This window comes from Pseudomonas sp. LBUM1643 (assembly GCF_059716215.1).
Window position 1 is genome coordinate 2715098 of record NZ_CP166813.1, and the last position, 21300, is coordinate 2736397.

The 21300-nt window shown below is 55.3% G+C and carries 22 protein-coding genes; 17 read left to right on the plus strand and 5 right to left on the minus strand.

The genetic code is table 11. The features are described from left to right. Nucleotides 1–80 precede the first annotated feature (80 nt). The 10 genes from ACA063_RS12295 to ACA063_RS12340 all read left to right on the plus strand — a co-directional run bounded on the left by ACA063_RS12295 (nucleotide 81) and on the right by ACA063_RS12340 (nucleotide 5626). Entirely contained in the window at nucleotides 81–623 is a 543-nt protein-coding gene (locus ACA063_RS12295) for an imm11 family protein (protein WP_497666073.1), read from the plus strand. Between the two features lie 80 nt (nucleotides 624–703). Next, complete coding sequence (locus tag ACA063_RS12300) at nucleotides 704–1030, plus strand: hypothetical protein (RefSeq protein WP_497666074.1); 327 nt, start codon at nucleotides 704–706, stop codon at nucleotides 1028–1030. A 190-nt stretch (nucleotides 1031–1220) separates the two neighbouring features. Continuing rightward, complete coding sequence (locus ACA063_RS12305; RefSeq protein WP_497666075.1) at nucleotides 1221–1574, plus strand: hypothetical protein; 354 nt, start codon at nucleotides 1221–1223, stop codon at nucleotides 1572–1574. 86 nt (nucleotides 1575–1660) lie between these two features. Beyond that, on the plus strand, nucleotides 1661–2011 hold the full coding sequence (locus tag ACA063_RS12310; protein ID WP_497666076.1) for a hypothetical protein: 351 nt from the start codon (nucleotides 1661–1663) through the stop codon (nucleotides 2009–2011). Between the two features lie 107 nt (nucleotides 2012–2118). After that, nucleotides 2119–2682: a hypothetical protein gene (locus tag ACA063_RS12315; RefSeq protein ID WP_497666077.1), complete on the plus strand. Its 564-nt coding sequence runs from the start codon at nucleotides 2119–2121 to the stop codon at nucleotides 2680–2682. A 201-nt stretch (nucleotides 2683–2883) separates the two neighbouring features. Next, nucleotides 2884–3399: an SMI1/KNR4 family protein gene (locus tag ACA063_RS12320; protein WP_497666078.1), complete on the plus strand. Its 516-nt coding sequence runs from the start codon at nucleotides 2884–2886 to the stop codon at nucleotides 3397–3399. A 115-nt stretch (nucleotides 3400–3514) separates the two neighbouring features. Beyond that, nucleotides 3515–3994, plus strand: coding sequence for a hypothetical protein (locus tag ACA063_RS12325; protein ID WP_497666079.1), 480 nt, complete (start codon nucleotides 3515–3517; stop codon nucleotides 3992–3994). A gap of 262 nt (nucleotides 3995–4256) precedes the next feature. Continuing rightward, nucleotides 4257–4547, plus strand: a complete 291-nt coding sequence (locus tag ACA063_RS12330; protein ID WP_497666080.1) for a YrhA family protein — start codon at nucleotides 4257–4259, stop codon at nucleotides 4545–4547. Nucleotides 4548–4658: 111 nt separating this feature from the next. Beyond that, nucleotides 4659–5117, plus strand: coding sequence for an SMI1/KNR4 family protein (locus ACA063_RS12335; RefSeq protein WP_497666081.1), 459 nt, complete (start codon nucleotides 4659–4661; stop codon nucleotides 5115–5117). 89 nt (nucleotides 5118–5206) lie between these two features. Further along, nucleotides 5207–5626: a hypothetical protein gene (locus tag ACA063_RS12340; RefSeq protein WP_497666082.1), complete on the plus strand. Its 420-nt coding sequence runs from the start codon at nucleotides 5207–5209 to the stop codon at nucleotides 5624–5626. Nucleotides 5627–5733: 107 nt separating this feature from the next. Here ACA063_RS12340 and ACA063_RS12345 read toward each other — a convergent pair whose 3' ends face one another. Together ACA063_RS12345 and ACA063_RS12350 are read right to left on the minus strand one after the other, a co-directional pair. Next, the gene (locus ACA063_RS12345) at nucleotides 5734–6366 is read right to left on the minus strand and encodes a response regulator (protein WP_194693681.1); all 633 of its coding nucleotides are present in this window, start codon (nucleotides 6364–6366) and stop codon (nucleotides 5734–5736) included. A gap of 32 nt (nucleotides 6367–6398) precedes the next feature. Then, nucleotides 6399–7760 (minus strand): cache domain-containing protein, encoded by a 1362-nt coding sequence (locus tag ACA063_RS12350; protein WP_497666083.1) that lies wholly within the window; start codon nucleotides 7758–7760, stop codon nucleotides 6399–6401. A 399-nt stretch (nucleotides 7761–8159) separates the two neighbouring features. Here ACA063_RS12350 and ACA063_RS12355 point away from each other — a divergent pair, with 399 nt between their 5' ends. Together ACA063_RS12355 and ACA063_RS12360 are read left to right on the plus strand one after the other, a co-directional pair. Next, on the plus strand, nucleotides 8160–10217 hold the full coding sequence (locus tag ACA063_RS12355; protein ID WP_497666084.1) for a carbon starvation CstA family protein: 2058 nt from the start codon (nucleotides 8160–8162) through the stop codon (nucleotides 10215–10217). A gap of 13 nt (nucleotides 10218–10230) precedes the next feature. Next, nucleotides 10231–10428: a YbdD/YjiX family protein gene (locus tag ACA063_RS12360; protein ID WP_059406027.1), complete on the plus strand. Its 198-nt coding sequence runs from the start codon at nucleotides 10231–10233 to the stop codon at nucleotides 10426–10428. Nucleotides 10429–10576: 148 nt separating this feature from the next. Here ACA063_RS12360 and ACA063_RS12365 read toward each other — a convergent pair whose 3' ends face one another. The 3 genes from ACA063_RS12365 to ACA063_RS12375 all read right to left on the minus strand — a co-directional run bounded on the left by ACA063_RS12365 (nucleotide 10577) and on the right by ACA063_RS12375 (nucleotide 14332). Further along, a complete protein-coding gene (locus ACA063_RS12365; protein ID WP_497666085.1) occupies nucleotides 10577–10867 on the minus strand; it encodes a hypothetical protein in 291 nt (96 codons plus the stop codon). Nucleotides 10868–11319: 452 nt separating this feature from the next. Further along, nucleotides 11320–12048, minus strand: coding sequence for a class I SAM-dependent methyltransferase (locus ACA063_RS12370; RefSeq protein ID WP_497666086.1), 729 nt, complete (start codon nucleotides 12046–12048; stop codon nucleotides 11320–11322). 115 nt (nucleotides 12049–12163) lie between these two features. After that, nucleotides 12164–14332: a TonB-dependent receptor family protein gene (locus ACA063_RS12375; protein WP_497666087.1), complete on the minus strand. Its 2169-nt coding sequence runs from the start codon at nucleotides 14330–14332 to the stop codon at nucleotides 12164–12166. A 705-nt stretch (nucleotides 14333–15037) separates the two neighbouring features. On the opposite strand from ACA063_RS12375, the gene ACA063_RS12380 reads away from it, so the two are divergent. Genes ACA063_RS12380 through ACA063_RS12400 form a run of 5 tightly spaced genes read left to right on the plus strand, consistent with a single transcriptional unit; the run spans nucleotide 15038 to nucleotide 21297 of the window. Next, nucleotides 15038–16633, plus strand: a complete 1596-nt coding sequence (locus ACA063_RS12380; protein ID WP_497666088.1) for an ABC transporter substrate-binding protein — start codon at nucleotides 15038–15040, stop codon at nucleotides 16631–16633. Next, the gene (locus ACA063_RS12385; RefSeq protein WP_497666089.1) at nucleotides 16630–17562 is read left to right on the plus strand and encodes an ABC transporter permease; all 933 of its coding nucleotides are present in this window, start codon (nucleotides 16630–16632) and stop codon (nucleotides 17560–17562) included. Before ACA063_RS12380 ends, ACA063_RS12385 begins: the two co-directional genes overlap by 4 nt. A 23-nt stretch (nucleotides 17563–17585) precedes the next feature. After that, complete coding sequence (locus ACA063_RS12390; RefSeq protein WP_497666090.1) at nucleotides 17586–18860, plus strand: acyl-CoA dehydrogenase family protein; 1275 nt, start codon at nucleotides 17586–17588, stop codon at nucleotides 18858–18860. Then, nucleotides 18857–20206, plus strand: a complete 1350-nt coding sequence (locus ACA063_RS12395; protein WP_497666091.1) for an LLM class flavin-dependent oxidoreductase — start codon at nucleotides 18857–18859, stop codon at nucleotides 20204–20206. Before ACA063_RS12390 ends, ACA063_RS12395 begins: the two co-directional genes overlap by 4 nt. 38 nt (nucleotides 20207–20244) lie before the next feature. Further along, nucleotides 20245–21297 (plus strand): NADP(H)-dependent aldo-keto reductase, encoded by a 1053-nt coding sequence (locus ACA063_RS12400; RefSeq protein ID WP_497666092.1) that lies wholly within the window; start codon nucleotides 20245–20247, stop codon nucleotides 21295–21297. Nucleotides 21298–21300 lie beyond the last annotated feature (3 nt).

A 21300-nucleotide genomic window follows, 5' to 3' on the forward strand; every position in this document is an offset into this window, starting at 1 on the left:
TGTTTGAAATTCACTGCTGGTAAACGTAATGCTTTACCTGCAGCCCGTGTAACGGTCCCGATTTATTTGGGTGATGTATGATGATTTATTCGATTACGCAAGATGACAAGTATAAAACTCTGATTGATGCAGATCATGGTGAAGGTCTGCATGACTTCGCTACAAAGCTAGCGTTCGGTAGCAGCAGCTTGGAGTCTGATAATCGCGAGTATCGCGTCGTATACAACCCTGATGATAAAAAAAAAGTAGCGCTTTCTGATTTTTATACATTTTTCAGACCTGTCCTGGTCGTGTCGGCAAAAGCCTACGAAGAACTTGGATTTTTGCAAGTTTTCCCTCGCGTTAACATATCCGGACCACGTGCGGATGACGTGGCGTTATATGTTGCTGAGTTGCTATTAGATGTATTCGATTGTGAAGAATCTGATTATGATTATGATAAGGGCGAGGACGGTTACGTAGTTTATAAGGCCGTATTAAAAATGCCCAGAAACTACAGGGGCGAAATATTCCGAGTTTCTGAACGTCCGCAGGTGCTGTATGTCAGTCAAGTTTTCAAGGATGCTGTTGAATCGAACGGTCTTAACGGGCTTAGTTTTAGGGAGGTTGAACGGACTGGTTAAAAAGGCGCGGCAAAAGCGCTGAAAGCAAAAGATTTGCTAATGCAGGTGGCAGCAGTACCTGTCGATAATTAGAGGACAGCATGAAAGAACTCATAGGGTTTGCCGGTCTGTTGGCTAATATAGATAAATTACCTATCGTAGGATGGGTGTTTGTTAACACTCAGGTCGACAGGGCATCGTACGAAGCTTTGAGATCAGCCATTTTTTATGTGGCGGAAGATGATATAGAAGAGATTTATTTTGAAAAGTCCAAGCAGACATTTATTGAGTGCCCAATTTTTATGGATATCAAGTCTGTAGTCGATCGGAGCCCGAGTAAGCCGGACTTACAGGCGTACCTGGTAGCAACTATGTACTACATTGAAAACGATGACTTTTTTGAAAGACCGAATTTAATACAGATTTAGCTTCTTTCTTTCTTTCTTTCGTGTATTGAATGTGCTGTGTTGCTTATGAACTGGATAGGTTTCGTCGGGACCGAGATCATTGCATCTAGTAAGTATCAAGCATTCGCCTCGGTGCGCAATCGTGCCAAAACTGGGTGTCATGGCAAGTATCTCTCCCCGGTTTCATTTTTAAATTTTTGAGTGTGGGCCTATGTCGGTTTTAGCTATTGTGATTTGCGAGCCATCGCCCGATGCCAAAGCGCTCCTGAGGTTACATAAAGCTTTAGGAGTTTCTTTGCAATTGCTGAAGGATTCTTGGATAAACGGTAGACCGATTGTAGAGCTAGAGCTTTTCGAAGGACATTATAAACAAAGGTCTTCGACAATACGCTTGATTCTAAATATCATCTTGGAAGAGATGTTATGTGCAAAATTTTATGAGATTCCTTTTGGTGAGCGGTATTCCGATAATCTTCAACTCAAGACGTGGGAGATTGACATTGAAATAATGGTTGGTATTTTGGACGCGGCTGATATAGAAGTGAAGAGACAACTAGATAGTTAGCTGTTAGATTCCTGGGGGAGAAAATGTGAATGTTCGACATGCGAACAATCATGAGTAGTAATTCGCTGGCTTACTAAGGAGTATTTATGCGGGTCGATAATAAAGTAGTGGTGGCGTTATTTCATGAGTTGCTGGATAAAAATTTTGAGTATTATAGAGAGTCCTTGAGTCGGGTGGCTAATAATGATGGTGATCCTTTTGCTAAAGCCAGAGAGGCTTTGGCTAAGTTGAGTGAGCCAGACAGAGCTAATATTATAGATTTTTTTAAAGTTATTATCGCCGATAGTGCTTCAGTTGTGCTGGGCACGCTAGATGGTGTGCATTTTCCTGGTGAATTGGAGGGTGATTTTACTGTTTTGTATGATGGCGTGGAGATTCAAGGCGATCTCATGGATATTTTTGTAGGTAAAGCGCAGCAAGAAAATATATACGGGTAACTGAATGCATTAATAGTTGAAGCCTGGAATAATTGCAAAGAGTTCGCAGTGCATGGAATACTGAATATGACATTGTTAAGCCCAATTTCAAGGCGGCAGGAGGTACGGTGAAAACTACAGCGAAGATCGAATTATTTGAGTCAGGTATAGTTGTTTTCGATCCAGTTGCACTGAATGATTTCGTGATTAGTAACGCCATTCAATCCCACGATCTGTTCGATTTTTTTTTGAATAATGAAAAAGTTGGAAGGTGCGCAGTGGAAAGTGGGGTGGTTGTTCCTATTTATCAGGTCCCGCAAACAGAGTACAGCTTCTTTCTGAAGGGGGCAGGTGATGATTCAAATTTTAAAGGTGCGAAAGAAGTATTTTGTTATTCGGACATTCCCCTCAAAGTGGTTTCAGATCTTGTTGTGGTCGCAGATTTAAATGCGCTGAAGGATTGGGATGAAGTTTTTTTTATGAATTATAGAGCTGTGTGTGCTGATGGTTTGGGGAATAATGATTACTTGGACGTGGTGAGCGGGTTTTATGCGTTGAGTATTAAAGGTTTTAAAGGGTTGAACTATCCGTTCGTATCGCTAGGTTACGAGTTTGAGTTTAAGCCCGTTGGAAGTCTGTCGAGTATTTCTCTCGCTGCTACCACCGAGGATAGGGTTTTTTCAATTGTCTGAGAGTTTTCAGTTTATTCATGAACTTATTTTTGATAGACGCTCGGCTGGCCCCGTCGAGTAGATTGCAGCGCCCCCAGTCAGGTAGCGACGCTGGCTGAAAACAAGTTGGATAGCGCACGTGGCGTTGCAGTACGACTTTGCTTGCTGGATATTCACTACTGAAAGCAAACAAGATTGCTACTAATTTAAATAAGGATCGAAATGTCGCTGGTATACAAGACAGGTTTAAAACCTGTTGAGATTGATCTGATTGAATCAGAAATCAAGCGGACCTTCCCAGATGATTATAGGGCGTTTTTAATAGCAGCGAATGGCTGCTTTATGACAGCGCCTGAATATGCGCAGATTCAGCTAAGCGCTGTTGACGAAGGAACTATCAGCTTTGATCAACTTTTTGGGCTTTTACCAGGAGAGGATTGCAATGATTTAATCAGTTTTAATAAAGAGTTTGTTGATGAATTGGATTTTGTAGAAGAAGCGGTCGTTATAGGCGAGGATGGAGGGGGAAACCCTTACGTGATCATTGGGAAAGCCGGAAGTCAGGGTGTTTACTATTGGGACCGCACGCATCTCCATGAGTCGAATTCAAAAAACCAGTTTGATATTCCAGAGCAAAATGGAAGTGGTAATTTGTTTTTTATATCTGGAAGCTTTCGTGAGTTTCTCGATCTGGTAATCATGAGTGTGGGTGGAGCTGCAACCATCAGTCGGGACTGAAATAGAAGTTGTCTCGTACCGCGGCCCAGATATACCATCGGGCTGGGGCGCGTATTAACAGCCAAATTGAGCAAATGCTGAGCCTCTGCCGACTGTTACATTACGAGATTTCAATATGATTGATGTGGATGAAGAGATTATAAAAATAAGGAAATTTAATTTCTTTTCGAGCTTGGGTGTCAGCGAAAAGAAAGACAGCACATTAATATATATAGGCACCGTCAGAGAAGCTTTCGTGGAGCCTTCGGTGCAAGCGTTTGAGGGGCTCTATAATGATGTTAAATGGTTGCCTTCAGCCCCATGTCAGCCAGATCCTTTTTATAATCTACCCAAACCATCATCCGATCTTGTCGCGATGCGCATGAAAATTAATAAGGCAGTTTTGGCCGCGACGAACAATTTTGATAAAAGCAAGTTCCGATGTGCTCCGCATGATTTTAGCGTTGCAGCAAGAAATGGTGTGTGTTTTGCCTTTAGGCAGTATGTGTCTGAACAGTATTACGGTTTAGGTGATCATTGGGCAAGGATTGTGGCTCTGTATGGTAAAGGCCATTGGCCTATAGGTTATTTTGAGAATAAGTTGGTCGTTATTTGAGTTTTAGAAGTGGCAAGGCGGTGAAGTTGCCAGTTTAGCTATCCGAAATATGTCGAGTTGGGAGTTAGATATGGGTGAAATTAAGCAATGAACCAGGAAATTGAGCGTAAGATAATTTTTTTGCGGAGCCAATTGGATGAAGCTGATATGTTTCTTGGTGGTCCTGCGCGAGAAGAGGACATTGTAGCTCTCGGTTCAAGGGCCAAAATTGAATTTTCGGAAAATGTGCCTGATCAATATGTAGCGTTTCTTAAGTCGTATGATGGCTTGGTTTCGAGCGGTATTTTTATATTCAAGCCGGCCTCATAAATTTTTGGATAGTGATGGGTTTAGTCATTCATTTGTAGAGCAGAACGTAATGGCCCGAGATCTTGGGTTTATGAGCAAATTTCTCATTTTTGGTGAAAGTGATCAAGATGAGTACGTTTTTGATATCATAAGAAAAAAGTATCAGGTTCGAGATAAGCAAGCGTTTGATAATGTATTCGAAGAGTTTGATACGTTTGATGGTCTATTGCATTTTATGGTGGATTTGATAGGCGAACGATTGTGAAGTATTTGCGTCTCAATCTATTAGGCTTCATGTAGGGGCTTGAGCTTAACATTGGTCAATCAGAATGGTCATATGTAGCTTGCCATTAAGTAAGGAGTTAATAATTTAAAAATGCTAGATATCAATAGTTTGGAAGCAAGGTATACAAAAATTCATGGCGGCGAAGGGTGTCAGCCAGATGTCTTGCTCTCTATTGAAAATTTATTAGGTGTCAAGCTTCCATCCGACTTTGTGGCGATAGCAAAATTTTACAGCGGTGGCTTGTTAGGGGGGATAAGTCATCACGATGTTGGTATTGATGGTGACGCAACAAACATCGTGCGCGAAACATTTAGGTTGAGGCAGGCGATCGACCTGGCGCCAGAATTTATTGTGTTGGCAGAACCTTCAGAAAGCCTTATCGTATTAAATGTCTGTGGCGAGCCCGCTGTTATCTGGTGTGACAGTGCGGACGCGATGAATATAAGTTTGATGGCTTATGAGAATCCGCCGGATTACTGGTTTAGCTATGCCAGTTTCTTTTCGCACTTGCTGGATCAAGAGGGGCTTGAGCGTGGAGTTGCTGAGTAGTAGGTGATTTGTTTGTCATAAGACTTTAATAAAAATGAGCGTTAGTGCACGTATTGCCAACGTCTCCAGGCCGAAGCTAAGGTGTTGTCGTGTTTTATATTATCGAGCCAGAAATCGCAGGTGGATTGGGTGAAGGCACTATAATGGATAGCGCATCCCATCCCCCGACAGTATCCAGGCTGGAATATAAATTTTATGGTTGGTTGGGCGGCGAACTGCTGGAATCGTTTCCGTGTTTTATAGTGACTGAATCTGTGGCGTTGGAAATTATAAAGCGAAAGCTCACTGGATTCACCCTGGGTGAAGTACTGATTACCAAATCTGATGCGTTTTACGAGATGCAACCCTCGGTGGTTCTGCCGAATTTTTCTTGGTTAAAGGTTGAGGGTGACGCAGGTCTCTCAGATTTTGGTATCGCTAGTGACCACAGGTTAGTTGTTTCTATCGAAGCCAAGAAGGTATTGGGCAACTATGATTTGGGCGATGCCATTTTTGAAATCTATAATTGACGTGATTTTAACGAGAATGAAAGCAGTTCGCTGCTTGCCGCGAACAACCTCGTCGGAACGCCTCCCGGGCAAGGTCGTTCCAACGGGGGATGGACGAGTCGCCAGGCTTAACGCGAAATAATCCCATGATCAATCGCATACTTCACCAACGCCGCCGGTTTATCGATATTCAGCTTTCGACGAATACTCAATCGATGGGTCTCAACAGTCCGCACGCTGATATCCAGTTCCCGCGCCATTTCCTTGTTGTTCAACCCCTGGGCCATTTTGTACAGCACCTGACTTTCCCGAGGTGTCAGCTCAGTGTCGGTGCTTTTATCAGCGATCAGCCGTTGGGCAATTTCCGCGCTGTAGAACGATCCGCCGTTGGCGATGGCTTCGATGGCCGCGATGATTTCCCGGGACGGTGAGTTCTTGAGGACGTAGCCGCTGGCACCGGCGCGGACGGATTCGCTGACGTATTCATGATTGTCGTACATGCTCAGCACCAGCACTTTGAGCGTCGGGTAGCGGTTGCGCAGCAGCCGGGTGAGTTCCAGGCCGTTCATGTCTTTGAGGCCGATGTCGACCAGTACCAGATCTGGCTGGCAGCGGCCGACCATGTCGATTGCGTCTGCGCCGTTCTCGGCTTCGCCCACTACTTCCAGCGGTGCCATGACCGAGAGCAGGGCTTTGATGCCGTCGCGGACCAGGGAGTGATCGTCGACCAGGGCGACGCGGATCGGGGAGGGCAGGTTCATCGCGGCTTTTACTCTTGTTGTTGGGCGGGCGGTCAGCGTGTGGCGCCGGTGGGTTTCATTGGCAGCAGCACGTCCAGCTGGCTTCTTCCCGGTGTCGATATCAGGGCGAATTGGCCACCAAAATGTTCGACGCGTTCGCGGATGTTACGCAGGCCGATGCCGGTTTGGCGACGTTCGACCTGGGCGACGTTGAAGCCGATGCCGTCATCGACCACGCTCAGGCGTACGCCTTCTTTTGAGCCGTGCAGGGTAATCGCTACGTTTTTCGCCTGGGCATGGCGTTCGATGTTGGTCAGGCCTTCTTGCACGATGCGAAACAGCGAGACCGCGGCGCCGTCGACCAGATCACAGTCGAATTCGTTGTCGTTGTAGGTCACTTTCAGGCCGCTGCGTTGCTCGAATTCGGCGGCGAGCTGGCCGATGGCGGCGGGCAGGCCGAGGGTGTCGAGCAAGGATGAGCGCAGGTCGTGGGACAGGCTGCGGACTTCGCCAATGGCATCGCCGAGGCGTTCGGTGGCTTCTCGCAGGATGCTCAAGCCTTTGTCCTGACCGTTCTCCAGCACATGGCTGGCCAGCTCGAACTGGAACTTGATCGAGACCAGCACCTGGCTGATGCCGTCGTGCAACTCGCGGGAAACCCTGGAGCGTTCTTCTTCTTGCAGGCTGACGATGCGCTGGGTCAGGCGCTGGAGTTTCTTGTCGGCCAGTCGGTGTTCGCTGACGTTGAGTGTCATGCCGCTGGCGAAGACGAACAGCACCGCGACGAGGGCGACGGCGGCGATGGCCAGCATGGTTTTGCGGATGCCCTGGGCGACCTCGTCACGGGCTTGCTGGGTGGCGCGTTCGACGTCTTCCAGGTAGATGCCGGTGCCGAGCATCCAGCCCCAACGGTCGAGCATCACCACGTAGGCGAGCTTGTCGGTGACTTGTCCGGATGAGGGTTTGTTCCAGGCATAGCGCTGGAAACCCTCGCCGGATTCGGCACTTTTCAGCAAGGCCTGAATCACCGGCAGGCCGTGTGGGTCTTTCATGTCCCACAGGTATTGGCCGACCAGTTCCGACTGGCGCGCGTGCATCAGGCTGCGGCCCTCGCGGTCATAGACGAAGAAGTAGCCGTTGATGCCGAAGCTGAGTTTGCGCAATTCTTCCAGTACTTGTTGCTGCGCGTGGGCGTCGCCGTGGCCGTCGTCGTAGAGCGGGGCGATCAGGCTTTGCGCCATTTCCACGTAGTTTTTAAGCTCCGCGCGCTTGCTCGCCAGAATGCTGTCTTCGATGAGCTGCGCCTGCTGGTCACCGAGTTGGCGGTTCAGGGAAATCACCAGCGCACAGATGACCGCGATGGCCAGGACCAGCGGCAGGATGCCGAGCGCGACGATTTTGTGTTTGAGCTGCATCTGGGCTCCTGTCCGGGCCGAGGGGGAAAGCGAGGGCCCGGCATCATATGCCAAAGATACGCGGGTTCTGTAGCGCTGCTGGACGGAATGACTTGTGGCGGCGATGTCTGCGATCTGAAACATAACCCCTTGCAGGAGTGAGCCTGCTCGCGATGGCGGCGTATCAGAAGACATTGATGTTGCATGACACACCGCCATCGCGAGCAGGCTCACTCCTACAGGGGGTGTGTGTCTGGGCCTGTAAACGGGGGTGTCTACGTAGAACTACGTAGGCCGGTTGTACGTAGTTCTGCGGATTTATTTGTGGACGGCATGCGGGGATATTGGGCCAGCTCCGCACAGCGGACACAATTATAAAAATTACCGCCGCGGCCACGAGCTGTCGGCAGGAGACACACAATGCCCCGTCTGGCTAAACACCTCGCCTGGTTTGCCGTGGCTGTCCTGGGAGCGTTCGCGCTGAGTGTCGTGGCCCTGCGCCGCGGCGAAGCCATCAACGCCCTGTGGATCGTAGTCGCAGCAGTCGCTATCTACCTCGTCGCTTATCGCTATTACAGCCTGTTCATCGCCAACAAGGTGATGCAGCTCGACCCCAATCGGGCCACCCCCGCGGTGCTCAACAACGATGGTCTGGACTTCGTACCGACCAACAAGCACGTCCTCTTCGGTCACCACTTCGCTGCCATCGCTGGCGCGGGGCCTTTGGTCGGTCCGGTGTTGGCGGCACAAATGGGCTATCTGCCCGGCACGCTGTGGCTGATCGCCGGCGTGGTGCTGGCCGGTGCGGTTCAGGACTTCATGGTGCTGTTCCTCTCCACCCGCCGCAACGGTCGCTCATTGGGCGATATGGTCCGTGAGGAAATGGGCCGCATTCCTGGCACCATCGCGCTGTTTGGCTGCTTCCTGATCATGATCATCATCCTCGCGGTACTGGCGCTGATCGTGGTCAAGGCCCTGGCCGAGAGCCCGTGGGGCATGTTCACCGTGATGGCGACCGTGCCGATCGCGATGCTCATGGGCATCTACATGCGCTACATCCGCCCGGGCCGCATTGGCGAGATTTCGGTGGTGGGCGTGTTGCTGCTGCTGGGTTCGATCTGGCTGGGCGGGCAGATCGCCGCTGATCCGGTGTGGGCCAAGGCGTTTACCTTCACCGGGATCCAGATCACCTGGATGCTGATTGGTTACGGGTTTGTCGCCGCGGTGCTGCCGGTGTGGCTGATCCTGGCACCCCGTGACTACCTGTCGACCTTCCTGAAAATCGGCACCATCATGGCCCTGGCGATCGGCATCCTGGTGACCATGCCAGACCTGAAAATGCCAGCCCTGACCCAGTTCATCGACGGCACTGGCCCGGTGTGGAAAGGCGGTCTGTTCCCGTTCCTGTTTATCACCATCGCCTGCGGCGCGGTGTCGGGTTTCCATGCGCTGATTGCTTCCGGTACTACGCCGAAGTTGCTGGCCAGCGAAGGGCATGCCCGTTACATCGGTTACGGCGGCATGCTGATGGAATCCTTCGTGGCCATCATGGCGATGGTTGCTGCTTCGGTGATCGAGCCGGGTGTTTACTTCGCCATGAACAGCCCGGCGGCGATCGTCGGTTCCGATGCTGTGACGGTTGCGCAGACGGTTAGCAGCTGGGGCTTTGCGATCACGCCGGACGCGCTGGAAGCGGTGGCCCGGGATATCGGTGAAACCACCATTCTGGCCCGTGCCGGTGGTGCGCCGACCCTGGCTGTGGGCATCGCGCAAATCCTGCACCAGTTGCTGCCGGGTGAAAACACCATGGCGTTCTGGTACCACTTCGCGATTTTGTTTGAAGCGTTGTTTATTTTGACAGCGGTGGACGCCGGTACCCGTGCCGGGCGCTTCATGCTGCAGGACTTGCTCGGCTCGTTTGTGCCGGCGCTGAAACGCACCGAATCCTGGACTGCCAACCTGATCGCCACCGCCGGTTGCGTGGCGATGTGGGGCTACCTGCTGTATCAAGGCGTGATCGACCCATTGGGCGGCATCAACACCTTGTGGCCGCTGTTCGGTATCTCCAACCAGATGCTGGCGGGTATCGCGCTGATGCTGGCGACGGTCGTGCTGATCAAAATGAAACGTCAACGCTACGTCTGGGTGACCATGCTGCCCGCCGTCTGGCTGCTGATCTGCACCACCACGGCCGGTTTCATCAAGCTGTTCGACGCCAACCCGGCGATTGGTTTCCTGGCATTGGCCAAGAAGTACAGCGATGCGCTGGCCAATGGTCAGATCCTGGCTCCGGCCAAGGACATCAACCAGATGCAGCACGTGATCTACAACGCTTACACCAACGCTACGTTGACGGCGATGTTCCTGCTCGTGGTGTTCAGCATCCTGTTCTTTGCACTGAAAGTCGGTATTGCCGCCTGGGGTACGAAAGAGCGCACGGATAAAGAAGCACCGTTTCAGGCGCTGCCAGAGGCTTGAGTGAGGAGGGCACATGTTCAATGACTTGAGCCGCCTCGGTAAATACCTGGGGCAGGCTGCGCGCTTGATGGTGGGTATGCCTGACTACGATAACTACGTTGAGCATATGCAGAGCAAACACCCGGACAAGCCGGTGATGGATTACGAGATGTTCTTCCGGGAACGCCAGGAGGCGAGGTACGGGAGTAAGGCTGGGCCTAAGTGTTGTTGATGCGTTTGCCGGAATAGTAGCAAACCTGTGGGAGCTAGCCTGCTAGCGATGGCGGACTGTCAATCAAAAGTGATGTTGACTGTTCAGCCGCTATCGCTAGCAGGCTAGCTCCCACATTTGCTATCTGTGTATCCACTAACCAGGCGTATCAGCTACCGCCACTGCCACCGCTGCTGCTCCCGCCACCCGCCTTGTCAGCACCACCGGCTTTCGAACCGGCAGGTGTAGGGCCGCTGTCGGTAGTGCCGCCATCCGCGCCTTGTGGCAGGGAAGCAGCGTCCGGATCCGCATTAGTGGCTTTGGGCGCTGGATCACGGGTCTGGCTGGTGCCATCCGCAGAGGGCGATCCAGTGGTCGTTTCGCCCGCCGCAAAGGCGTGAAGCGAGCAGGCCGACATGATGCCTGCAAGCGTAAGTACCGCAATTTTTCTGTTCATCATGTTGAATCTTCCTTGCGAGTGGTTAACACAACATTGGAAGGATGAACGGGCCATAGGTGCGGGCCAGCGGACGAACGGTATCAACACTCAAATTCTGAAAACCACAAAGCCCTGAAATGTCAGGGCTTTGTCGTATTAGTGAGTTGTGTCTGCGCCGTTCAATCAACGCCGCAAGCGTATTTTCTGCCAGTTATCCGCACTGGTGAGCGTTCCCGTGTCGCCGCGCACTGAATACAAGGTGGCTCGATAGAAAGCAGTGAGGCGAGAGCAGTGCAGGCCACGAAGCTTTCGGTACGCCCATGTCCAACCATGCTTAGGTATGTCGCTCATACATTCCCCTATATCAAGATCATCCATTCCCTGAGGGTAGCAGGTTACTTCGTCGGTGTCGGGCGATTGGATCCAGTCGATGCCAGAGGGTCGCTGAGACCTTTGGACCGTCTAGGTGGCGCTTATCGACTGACGGCGACGATCAACATCATGGGGCGATGCACCTCATCGGCCAGGGCGGGGCGGGCAACGAGGTCCTCGGCTGAGGGTCCCCATTCGTTGATGTGGTCGAGCCTGAATCCCGTGTCGATCAACAGATTCAACAGCGTGCCCAGGGTACGATGCTGCTTGATCACATTGTTGCTCAGCCAGTTGGTCGAGCGCGGGCCCTCGACCTGGTAGTGGTCCACGGGCCATGTTTTGCCTTTGTGTTCGTCGACAATCCAGTCGGGGTGCAGCGAGGCCATGAAGATCGGGTGCTCGATCGAGAACACCAGTTTTCCTCCCGGCACCAGTGCTTGATACACCGTGCGCAGCAGTGCCGCCAGGTCAGTGATGTAGTGGAAGGTCAGCGAACTGTAGGCGAGGGTCAGGCTGGATGGCTCAAGTTCAAGGTGTTCGAGGTCAGCCTGACGGTAAGTGATACGCGGGTGATGATGCCGGGTCTCGGCACGCTCCAGCATCTTCTGCGAGACGTCCAGGCCGGTCACGCTGGCAGCGCCCTGTTCGGCGGCCCAGTCACTGAACCAGCCGTAGCCGCATCCAAGGTCCACGACTTTTTGCCCGGCCATTTGCGGTAGTAGCTCACGCAAGCTCGGCCATTCAGGCGCGCCTGCGAGTCCTTCAACGGAACGGGGCAGTTGGCTGTAACCCTCAAAAAATTCGGGGGTGTCATAGATGTTCTGCGTCACGTCTTGCCTCTCTCGATGAATCTCCGATGTGGGTCACAAGGGCAGCCTGCGCCAGGTCAGGCTGCCTGTATTTCAATGGTCATCGACAGCTCGATTAGCCGTCACCGGCTGCAATTCAATAACGCATTTCTACCGCCACGTACGCGCCAATCCCGTCACCCGGATACAACGCCGCAGTGTCCTGGCCTTTGGCGTCATACAGCGGTTGGACCGCGGTGACGTATTTTTTGTTCGCCAGGTTCTTCAGATCAAGCGACACCTTCCAGTCTTTGTTGGGGGTCTCGTAACCCACGTTCGCGCCAAAAATAGTGTAGGAGGGCGCGTAGAAACTGTTGGCGTAATCGACCGCCGTGCGGGACGCGGACTGCACGTTCACACCGGTGTAGAAACCTGTCGGGTGCTCGTACTGAACTTCACCCTGATACACATGTTTGGGGATGCCCGGCAGTTGGTTGTCACCGAAGGTCGGGTCATGACGGTAGTAGAAGTCGTTGTAGGTGTACACCTGGCGCCACGAGACCTGCTCGCCGCTGTCGCTTTCCCACAAACGCGTATTCAACCCGGCTTCAATGCCTTGGTGGATCGTTGGCGTCGCGTTGAAGGCGCCGGTCACCGCCGCGGCGGTCGAGGTAGCGGGGATCAGCTGAACGTTCAGCAATTCGTTCTTAACCCACGATCGATAGAGCGCCAGGCTGCCATCGAAAATGCCTTCGGAACCCTTGATGCCGACTTCCACCGTATTGGCTTTCTGCTCAACCAACGGACGCACGTATGGCGCGGTCGGACCGGAACCCGAATACTCCCAGGACGCCGGTGGATCCACCGAGCGGCTGACGTTGGCAAACACCTGCAGGTTCGGATTGAACTGGTACCGCACGCCGATGCGTGGCGCCAGGCTCCAGTTGTCGTAAGTCACATCGGTGGGGAACGCGGTGGTGTTGGGCACCAGCGATTCCTTCACGTTGGCGTGACGACGGACGTTGATGGCCGACAGGCCGGTGGTCAGCCACAGGTCATCGACCAGTTCCAGGTCATTGCCCAGCGAGAACACGTGATCGAACGAGGAGCCATAATCCACGAATTTGCGGGTCTGTTTGTTGGCGAACGTGGAATTGACTTCGCCCTTCAGATGCTCGGTGGAAGTGAAGGCCACACTCGAGCGGCTTTCATGGCCGAACCATTGATCCGTGCGGTCGTAATTGATCACGGCGCTGAGGTCATGCCAGTCCCAATAGCTCGGGTTACTGGGGCTGTTCGGGCTGTTGTTGTGAGCGTACTCGTAGTAGGACAAACCCACCGACAAGGTGGCGTCGTCGTCGAACGTGTAGGTGGTTTTGCTGCCGGCCCAGACGCTGCCCGGACGACGGCTGCCGGCACCGCTGGATGCGGCGGTTGCACTGGCGCGATCGCTGTGGTGCTTGACCTGATCCAGCGTGGTGGCGCTTGGGTCGTTGTGGTACTCGTCGCGGTAACGCAGCATCAGCTGGGTTTCCAGTTTTGGGCTGAACTTGTAGCCGAAGTTGGCGACCACCCCTTGGCTTTTCGAGAGGCTGTAGTCGCGGAATCCATCGCTGCGGTAATTGTCGGCGTTGACGTAGTAGTCGAAGGCACCCTCGACGCCACCAAAACTGGCGCTCTGTTTGTTGTAGCCATAGCTGCCAGTCTCAGCGCGCAGGCGCAGACCCGGCGCGGTGTAGCCAGTCTGGTTGACGAAGTTGATCGCGCCGCCCAGGCTCAAGGCCCCGTACTGGAAGGCGTTGGCACCGCGCAAGATTTCGGTGTAATTCACCCCGGAGCCGTTCAGAAACTCGTAAGGCGTGCCGCCGGGACCGGTGATGGGCAAACCGTTGAACAGAAATTTGATGCCCTCGCGGAAGTAACCCGGCGAGGTGTTGGCACCCGAGCCGCGAATGGAAATCTTCGCCGCGTCATTGCCGCCAGTGGATTGCACGAACACACCCGGCTGATAGGCGAGGGTGTCTTGCAGCGTCGCGGTCCGTCCTTTGGACACTTGCTCGCTGTCGACAATGCTGGTGCCGCCCGGTACTTCATCCAGCTGACTTTTTGCGGCCTCCACCGGTGTGATCTGCTGCCCCTTTACCGTGACCGTCTGAAGCTGTGGCTCGACCGATTTCGATGAACCGGTTGTTGTGGTTGATGTGTCATCCGCACGTACGACACCTGAGAGCAACAACGCAGAACCGAGTCCTACTGTTGTCAATCGGGTGGCCTGTCGGATGGCCTGCGGTAACTTTTGTAACGCTCCCCGGAATACTGAACGCATCAAGCTTAATCCCCAATGAATAGATAAATTCGTCTGAGCTTTCTATTCGTATAGTCATGCTTGATTGGCTCTAAGCAGTAACTGTGCCAATGGAATTGTTGGTTGAAATTCGCTGTTTAATGGCTTGCAGTGCAGCGATAACGTTGCTGCGCAATGATCTTTTATTTGAACCGCTGTTGGTGTGGCAACAGTTGGCGATCCCCTGCACATCCCGGTAGGCGCACAACTTGCTGGTGATGGCGGACCGATATTCAATATCGATGTTGACTGATACGACCTCATCGCGAGCAAGCTGTGCTCCTACAGGGCTGTCAGCTGTTTCTGGCGCAACAGTGAATGGACAGATTGCGAAATAACCGGCAGTTACTGGCTGGCAATAAATGCATATCGATATAAGTGTTTGTCATTAATAAAGGCCCAGGGGTTCGAATAATAAATCGACTAAACACCACAGAACAAAAGGCCTTGCGCAAGTAACAACCTCTGCAGCATTCGGCTATTAATAATCCAGTCTCGACGCTTATTAGTCCATGGCATGTTCAGTGCATACACACTTACAACTTCAGGTGTTTGCTGAATTCTATTAAGGACGCGTCATTGAGAACAGTCTTCAAACTCTCGGGCCTTATCGTTTTATCCCTCGCGATAAACGCCTGCTCGCCCACATCGGCTCCCCAGCCCGGCGCGCCGCAGGCTGACGGGACCGTGAACAATGGAATCATTTCCTACCCGGCGGCGGATTTTCACGAGTCGTCACCCGGTCGCAGCGGTGGAACCCTGAAAGTCTCGGCAGCCTCGGACGCCGGCAGTTTCGACATCCACGCCTTGTCCAACGGCAACATTCAATGGCTGGGCCGAATCCTGTTCGACTGCCTGGTGTATCAGGACGAGCATGGCAACATCAGCCCGTGGCTGGCGCGTTCCTGGGAGATCTCCGAAGACGGCAAGACCTACACCTTTCACCTGCGCGATGACGTGACGTTCAGCGATGGCGAAAAATTCAACGCCGCCGCGCTGCAAACCAACCTGGAACACATGCGTGATCCGGCGACCAAGTCGCCATTGGCAGCGGCGTACATCGCGCCTTACCTGGACGGCAAGGTCGTTGATGAGTACACCTTCGAAGCGCACCTGCGTGAGCCCTATACACCGTTTCTGGATGTGCTGGCCCAGTCCTGGCTAGGGATGATCTCGCCGAAGCAGATCCGTGAAGCGCCGAAAACCATTGCCGAACACCCCGTCGGCAGCGGCCCGTTCCTGCTCCAGAGCTACACCCGGGATCAGGGCGCTGTCTTTGTAAAACGCCCCGGCTATCACTGGGCGCCGGCGGTCACGCGCCACGTCGGTGAGGCCTACCTGGACCGTATCGAACTCAGTTATGTGCCCGAAGCGATGATCCGCTTCACCGCGCTGGAATCCGGGCAATCGGATTTCGCCCTGGATGCGCCGGCGCAGAACGCGGCTGCAATTCGCGCCAACCCTGAACTGATGATGCGCAGCCGTATTCGCAAAGGCAACCCGAGTCGCAGCATGACGTTCAACGTCGAGCAGCCTCCCTTTGATGACGTGCGGATACGTCGCGCAGTGGCCCGGGCAATTGATCGCGAAGGCCTGGCCTGGATTTCCGGTTTCGGCGAGTTCCTGAGCAAGGCTGATTTCCTCGCCGCCAACACGCGCTTCTATCAACCCCACAACGACGCCCTGGCGTATGACACCAGTGCCGCCAACGCCTTGCTCGACGACGCGGGATGGACCGGACGCGATGCTCAGGGGTACAGGACCAAAGACGGTCAGCGTCTCAAAGCGACCTTACTGACCTATGACAATCCGGCCTTTCCCGCCAGCGTGTCGGTGGCCATACAGGCCGATCTGAAAAAAGTCGGCTTCGACATGCCCATTGAAATGCTGCCCCTGACCCGCGTCACAGAGCGGCGCTATGCGGGCAAGTTTCAGGCCTTGGCCGCGGGTTACTGGCACACCAACACGCCTGATGGTTTGTTCGTGCTCTACCACAGCCAGTCAATCAGCACGGCGAAACTGATCGGCCAGAACGCCGGGCGTTTTCGCGACGATGAACTGGATCGCGTCCTCAGCGCCGCGCGTCGCTCTCGCGATCCGGTGGAGCTGCAGGCGCTTTACAGCAAGGCGCAACAGCGTCTGGTTGAAACAGTGCCCGCCGTGCCTTCGGTCGAAAGCCAGGTACTGACCGCGTATGGGCGTCAGGTCAAAGGCGTGATTTTCGACACGTCCCACAACGTTCCGTTTTTCACCAGCGTCTGGCTGGACCGGGGGCAACCATGAACCTGCTCAAACGTATTGCCTGGCGTCTGTTGGCGGGCATTGGTGTGTTGTGGGGGGCCGCCACCCTGACGTTTCTGGCGGTGAACTTCAGTGGTGGCGACACCGCGCTGGCGATCCTCGGTGGCCCGGATGCCTTGCCGACGCCGGAGTTGCTGGCCAGGGTGCGTGCCGAGTACGGACTGGATCAGCCATTGATCGTGCAATACGGCCATTACTTGCTGCGCCTGGCTCACGCCGACCTGGGCGAGTCGTATCGCTTGCGCATTCCGGTGTCGCAGGCGATCGGCGAACAGATCGGCGCGACCCTGCAATTGTCCGTCAGCGCAGCGTTGTTGGCGGTGGTGCTGGCGCTGGTCTGCGCGATCCTGACCGCCAACCGTTCGCGATGGGTTCGCTCGTTCGCGTCAGGCAGCGAGCTGGTTATTTCGTCCGCACCTTCATTCGTGATCGGCATCGTGCTGCTGTTGGTGTTTTCGTTTCATTGGCACTGGTTGCCACCGTCCGGGTCCGTGGGCTGGCGTTCGCTGATATTGCCTTCGGTAGCGCTGGCATTGCCAGTGGCGGCGGTGCTCACCCAACTGTTGCGCCAGTCCCTGGAAGACACCCTCGAACAGCCCTTTATCGCGATGGCCCGTGCCCGTGGACTGTCCGAAACCGCCGTGCGCCTGCGCCATGCCCTGCGTCATGCACTGGTGCCTTTAGTGACGCTGGCCGGGTTCATTTTTGCCAGCCTGCTGGGTGGCGCAGTGGTCATCGAACTGCTGTTCGCACGCCAGGGCATTGGCCGCTTGATGCTTGACGCCACCAGCAACAAAGACGTGCCCATGGTGTTGGGTGTGACCTTGCTCGCCGCCGCTGTTTACGTGGTGGTGAACCTGACTGTCGATTTGATCAACCGCTGGATCGACCCTCGGGCGGATCAAGCGTGAGTGTCTATGAAAAAGGAAAAATCATGAGTGCTGCGATTTCAATTGCTGTGACCGATGAAGACCTGAACCACCGGTTTGCCGAAGTATTTGCCCGCATCGCCGACACCGCTGTCGCTCGCGAGCAGCAACGCGAGTTGGCGCATGACGCGGTGACCTGGCTGCGCGAAGCGGGGTTCGGGGCGTTGCGGGTGCCCGCCTCCCAGGGTGGCCTGGGTGCCAGTCTGCCGCAGTTGTTTCGGCTGTTGATTGCCCTGGGCGAAGCCGATTCGAATCTGCCGCAGATCGTCCGTGCGCACTTCGGCTTCGTCGAAGGCCGGATGTCCAGCCGTGACGCCGATTCGCAGGATTACTGGCTGGGCAAAGTGGTCGACGGCCAGCTTTGGGGCGCGGCCATGGCCGAGCGCAGCGACACCACACGCAACTCGGTCACGCTCAGCGCCGTCGAGTCTGAAACGGGTGAGGCTGGCTGGCAGCTGGATGGCGAGAAGTACTACTGCACGGGCACGCTGTATGCCAACTGGATCGCCGCCGTGGCACTGGACGGCGATGACTTTGTCAGCGTCGCCGTGCCCACCGATGCACCGGGCGTGACGGTCGAGGATGACTGGGACGGTTTTGGCCAGCGTCTCACGGGCAGCGGCACCACGCGCTTCAAGGCGGTGAAGGTGCCGGCGCAGCACATCGTCCGTCGCTTCAAGAAGGACGAGCTGCGCGCCGAGTCTTACCTGACGGCCTTCTATCAGCTGTTCCATCTGGCGACGTTGGCCGGCATTGCCAATGCGGTGCTGCGTGATGCCACCGAATTCGTGCAAGGACGCACGCGGGCGTTTGGCGTGCCGGGGCAATCCAGTCCCAAGGATGATCCGTTGGTACAGCGTGTCATTGGGCGCCTGTCCAGCCTGGCCTATGCCGCGCGCACTCAGGTGTTGGCGGTGGCCCAGGTGCTGCAGGAAGTCCATGAAGCGGAGCAGGGCGGTACTGCCACCGAACAGCAGTACACCGAGGCGGAAATTCGCGCGTATCAGGCGCAACAGATCGTGCTTGAGCAAGTGCTGGAGGCCACGACCTTGTTGTTTGAGGTGGGCGGCGCTTCCGCTACCAGCGAGGCACGACGCTTTGATCGTCATTGGCGCAATGCGCGCACCCTGGCCTCGCACAACCCGGCGATCTACCGCGAGCGCGCCCTGGGCAATTACTACCTCAACAACATCAGCCCCAACGCCGCCTGGCGCCAACTGCAAGCGGCCGACGCCGAGAAGCAGGGCAGCGGCGCGCGTGACGAAGCGAGTGCCGTATGAGCAAGCCATCGAGCAATACCCGTGACGGGCAAATGAGCCTGGGCATGAACATCCTGGGCTTTGGTGCGCACTCCGGCGCCTGGCGTGCGGCAGAGGTGCCGGCCAACGCTTATCTGGACGTGGAGTACTACCGCAACATCGCGCGAATTTCGGAACGCGGCTGCCTGGATGCGATTTTCCTCGCCGATGGCCCGGCGTTGGCAGGCGACGTTGCCAGTCAGCCGGGCGGACGCCTGGAACCCACCGTGTTGCTGACCGCCGTGGCGCTGGCGACGCAGCGCATCGGGGTCATCGCCACGGCCTCCAGCACCTACAACGATCCGTACAACATCGCCCGCCGCTTTGCCTCGCTGGACTACATCAGCGGTGGTCGCGCGGCGTGGAACGTAGTGACCAACGCGGGTGATGCCGCTGCGCAAAACTTCGGCCTTGCCGGCGCGCCGCTGCACGTGGATCGCTATGCCCGCGCAGACGAATTCATCGACGTCACCGTCAAGTTATGGGACAGCTGGGAGGACGACGCGATCATCGGCGATGCACGTGCCGGACGTTTTGCCGACCCGAAAAAAGTCCACACCATCGACTTCGTCGGGCAGCACTTTTCCGTCAAAGGCCCTTTGAACGTGCCGCGTTCACCCCAGGGCCGGCCGGTGCTGGTCCAGGCCGGGTCGTCGGAGGGCGGCAAAGCCTTGGGCTCGCGTTACGCCGATGCGATTTTTACCACCCAGACCACTCTCGAAGACGGACAGCTGTTCTACGGCGAAATGAAGGAGCGGGCACTGGGCTGGGGACGCAATCCCGAGCACCTGAAAATCATGCCCGGCCTGTCGACCGTGATCGGCAGCACCGAAGCGGAGGCCCATGCACGCTTCGATGCACTCAATGCGTGGCACGGTGAACACGGCTTGCTGGAGCAGGTGGCAGGCCGGATCGGCATCGCTGCCAAGGAGCTCGATCCGGACGCGCCATTGCCTTGGGACCGTATCGGCTCGGTGGCTGATTTCGAGCGCGGTTCCCAGGGTTTCCTTGAGGCGCAACTCAATCTTGCCCGTCGGGAGAACCTCAGTATTCGCCAGCTTTCGCGGCGCATTCTGGTGGGTCACCGGTTGCTGGTGGGCACGCCGGAACAGGTCGCCGACACCTTGTCGCACTGGTTCCTGGCACATGCCGCAGACGGCTTCAACATCATGCCGGACATGTTCCCTTCCGGCGTCGAGATCTTTGTCGACGAGGTCGTGCCGCTGCTGCAACAACGCGGATTGTTCCGTCACGAGTACACCGGCAGCACGTTGCGCGAGCACCTCGGCTTGCCGTTTCCGACCAATCAATACGCGCTGCGGACCTGAACCCCGGCGTCTTCAACATTTCAATGAAAGGATGAACCATGCGTTACCGCCAATTGGGCAACAGTGATATCGAAATCAGTGTGCTGGGTCTGGGCACCATGACCTGGGGTCACCAGAACAGCGAAAGCGATGCGCATCAACAAATCGATCTGGCCCTGGCCGAAGGCGTCAATTTCATCGACACCGCCGAGATGTATCCCACGCCGACCCGGGCTGAAACCTGGCGCACCACCGAGCGCTACATCGGCAGTTGGCTGGCCGCCAGCGGTGGTCGTGAGCGTATTGTCCTGGCCAGCAAAATCGCCGGCCCGGCTCGCGATCCTGCGGGTCAGCAGCATATTCGCGACGGTCTCAGCCGGCATGATCGCCGCAACATCGTCGAGGCGCTGGACGGCAGCCTCAAGCGCTTGAATACCGATTACCTGGACCTCTATCAACTGCACTGGCCAGACCGGAAAACCAACTTCTTCGGTCAGCGCGAATACCCTTATCTCGATGACGCTGACAGCGTCGCCATCGAGGAAACGCTGGAAGTACTGGCCGATCAGGTCAAGGCCGGCAAGGTCCGTCACATTGGCGTGTCCAACGAAACGCCGTGGGGCGTGGCTGAGTTCATCAAGCAAAGCGAGCGCCTCGGTCTGCCGCGGATTGTCAGCGTGCAGAACCCTTACAGTTTGCTCAATCGCCTGTACGAGGGCGGCCTCTCGGAGTTCAGCCATCGCGAGGGCGTCGGGCTGCTGGCGTACTCGCCCCTGGCGTTTGGTGCGCTGACCGGCAAATACCTGGGGGGCGCGCGTCCTGAGGGTTCACGGCTTTCGGCGGTCTATCGCACGTTCAATCGCTACGACAGCGCGTCGGCTCAGGAAGCCATCGCCGGTTACGTGCAGGTTGCGCAACAGCACAACATCAGCCCGGCGCAATTGGCACTCGCCTATGTCATCAGCAAGCCATTCGTTGCCAGTGCCCTGACCGGCCAGACAAGCCTTGCGCAGTTGCGCGACAACCTCGGTGCGCTGGACGTCGCCCTCAGCGAAGAGATTCAGGCGCAGGTCGCGGCCATCCACCAACGCATTCCCAATCCCGCGCCGTGACAT

Coding starts and splice junctions, on each gene's coding strand:
- ACA063_RS12295 (WP_497666073.1), top strand. CDS start 81: ATGATTTATTCGATTACGCAAGATGACAAGTATAAAACTCTGATTGAT.
- ACA063_RS12300 (WP_497666074.1), top strand. CDS start 704: ATGAAAGAACTCATAGGGTTTGCCGGTCTGTTGGCTAATATAGATAAA.
- ACA063_RS12305 (WP_497666075.1), top strand. CDS start 1,221: ATGTCGGTTTTAGCTATTGTGATTTGCGAGCCATCGCCCGATGCCAAA.
- ACA063_RS12310 (WP_497666076.1), top strand. CDS start 1,661: ATGCGGGTCGATAATAAAGTAGTGGTGGCGTTATTTCATGAGTTGCTG.
- ACA063_RS12320 (WP_497666078.1), top strand. CDS start 2,884: ATGTCGCTGGTATACAAGACAGGTTTAAAACCTGTTGAGATTGATCTG.
- ACA063_RS12325 (WP_497666079.1), top strand. CDS start 3,515: ATGATTGATGTGGATGAAGAGATTATAAAAATAAGGAAATTTAATTTC.
- ACA063_RS12330 (WP_497666080.1), top strand. CDS start 4,257: ATGGCTTGGTTTCGAGCGGTATTTTTATATTCAAGCCGGCCTCATAAA.
- ACA063_RS12335 (WP_497666081.1), top strand. CDS start 4,659: ATGCTAGATATCAATAGTTTGGAAGCAAGGTATACAAAAATTCATGGC.
- ACA063_RS12345 (WP_194693681.1), bottom strand. CDS start 6,366: ATGAACCTGCCCTCCCCGATCCGCGTCGCCCTGGTCGACGATCACTCC.
- ACA063_RS12350 (WP_497666083.1), bottom strand. CDS start 7,760: ATGCAGCTCAAACACAAAATCGTCGCGCTCGGCATCCTGCCGCTGGTC.
- ACA063_RS12355 (WP_497666084.1), top strand. CDS start 8,160: ATGCCCCGTCTGGCTAAACACCTCGCCTGGTTTGCCGTGGCTGTCCTG.
- ACA063_RS12360 (WP_059406027.1), top strand. CDS start 10,231: ATGTTCAATGACTTGAGCCGCCTCGGTAAATACCTGGGGCAGGCTGCG.
- ACA063_RS12365 (WP_497666085.1), bottom strand. CDS start 10,867: ATGATGAACAGAAAAATTGCGGTACTTACGCTTGCAGGCATCATGTCG.
- ACA063_RS12375 (WP_497666087.1), bottom strand. CDS start 14,332: ATGCGTTCAGTATTCCGGGGAGCGTTACAAAAGTTACCGCAGGCCATC.
- ACA063_RS12385 (WP_497666089.1), top strand. CDS start 16,630: ATGAACCTGCTCAAACGTATTGCCTGGCGTCTGTTGGCGGGCATTGGT.
- ACA063_RS12390 (WP_497666090.1), top strand. CDS start 17,586: ATGAGTGCTGCGATTTCAATTGCTGTGACCGATGAAGACCTGAACCAC.
- ACA063_RS12395 (WP_497666091.1), top strand. CDS start 18,857: ATGAGCAAGCCATCGAGCAATACCCGTGACGGGCAAATGAGCCTGGGC.
- ACA063_RS12400 (WP_497666092.1), top strand. CDS start 20,245: ATGCGTTACCGCCAATTGGGCAACAGTGATATCGAAATCAGTGTGCTG.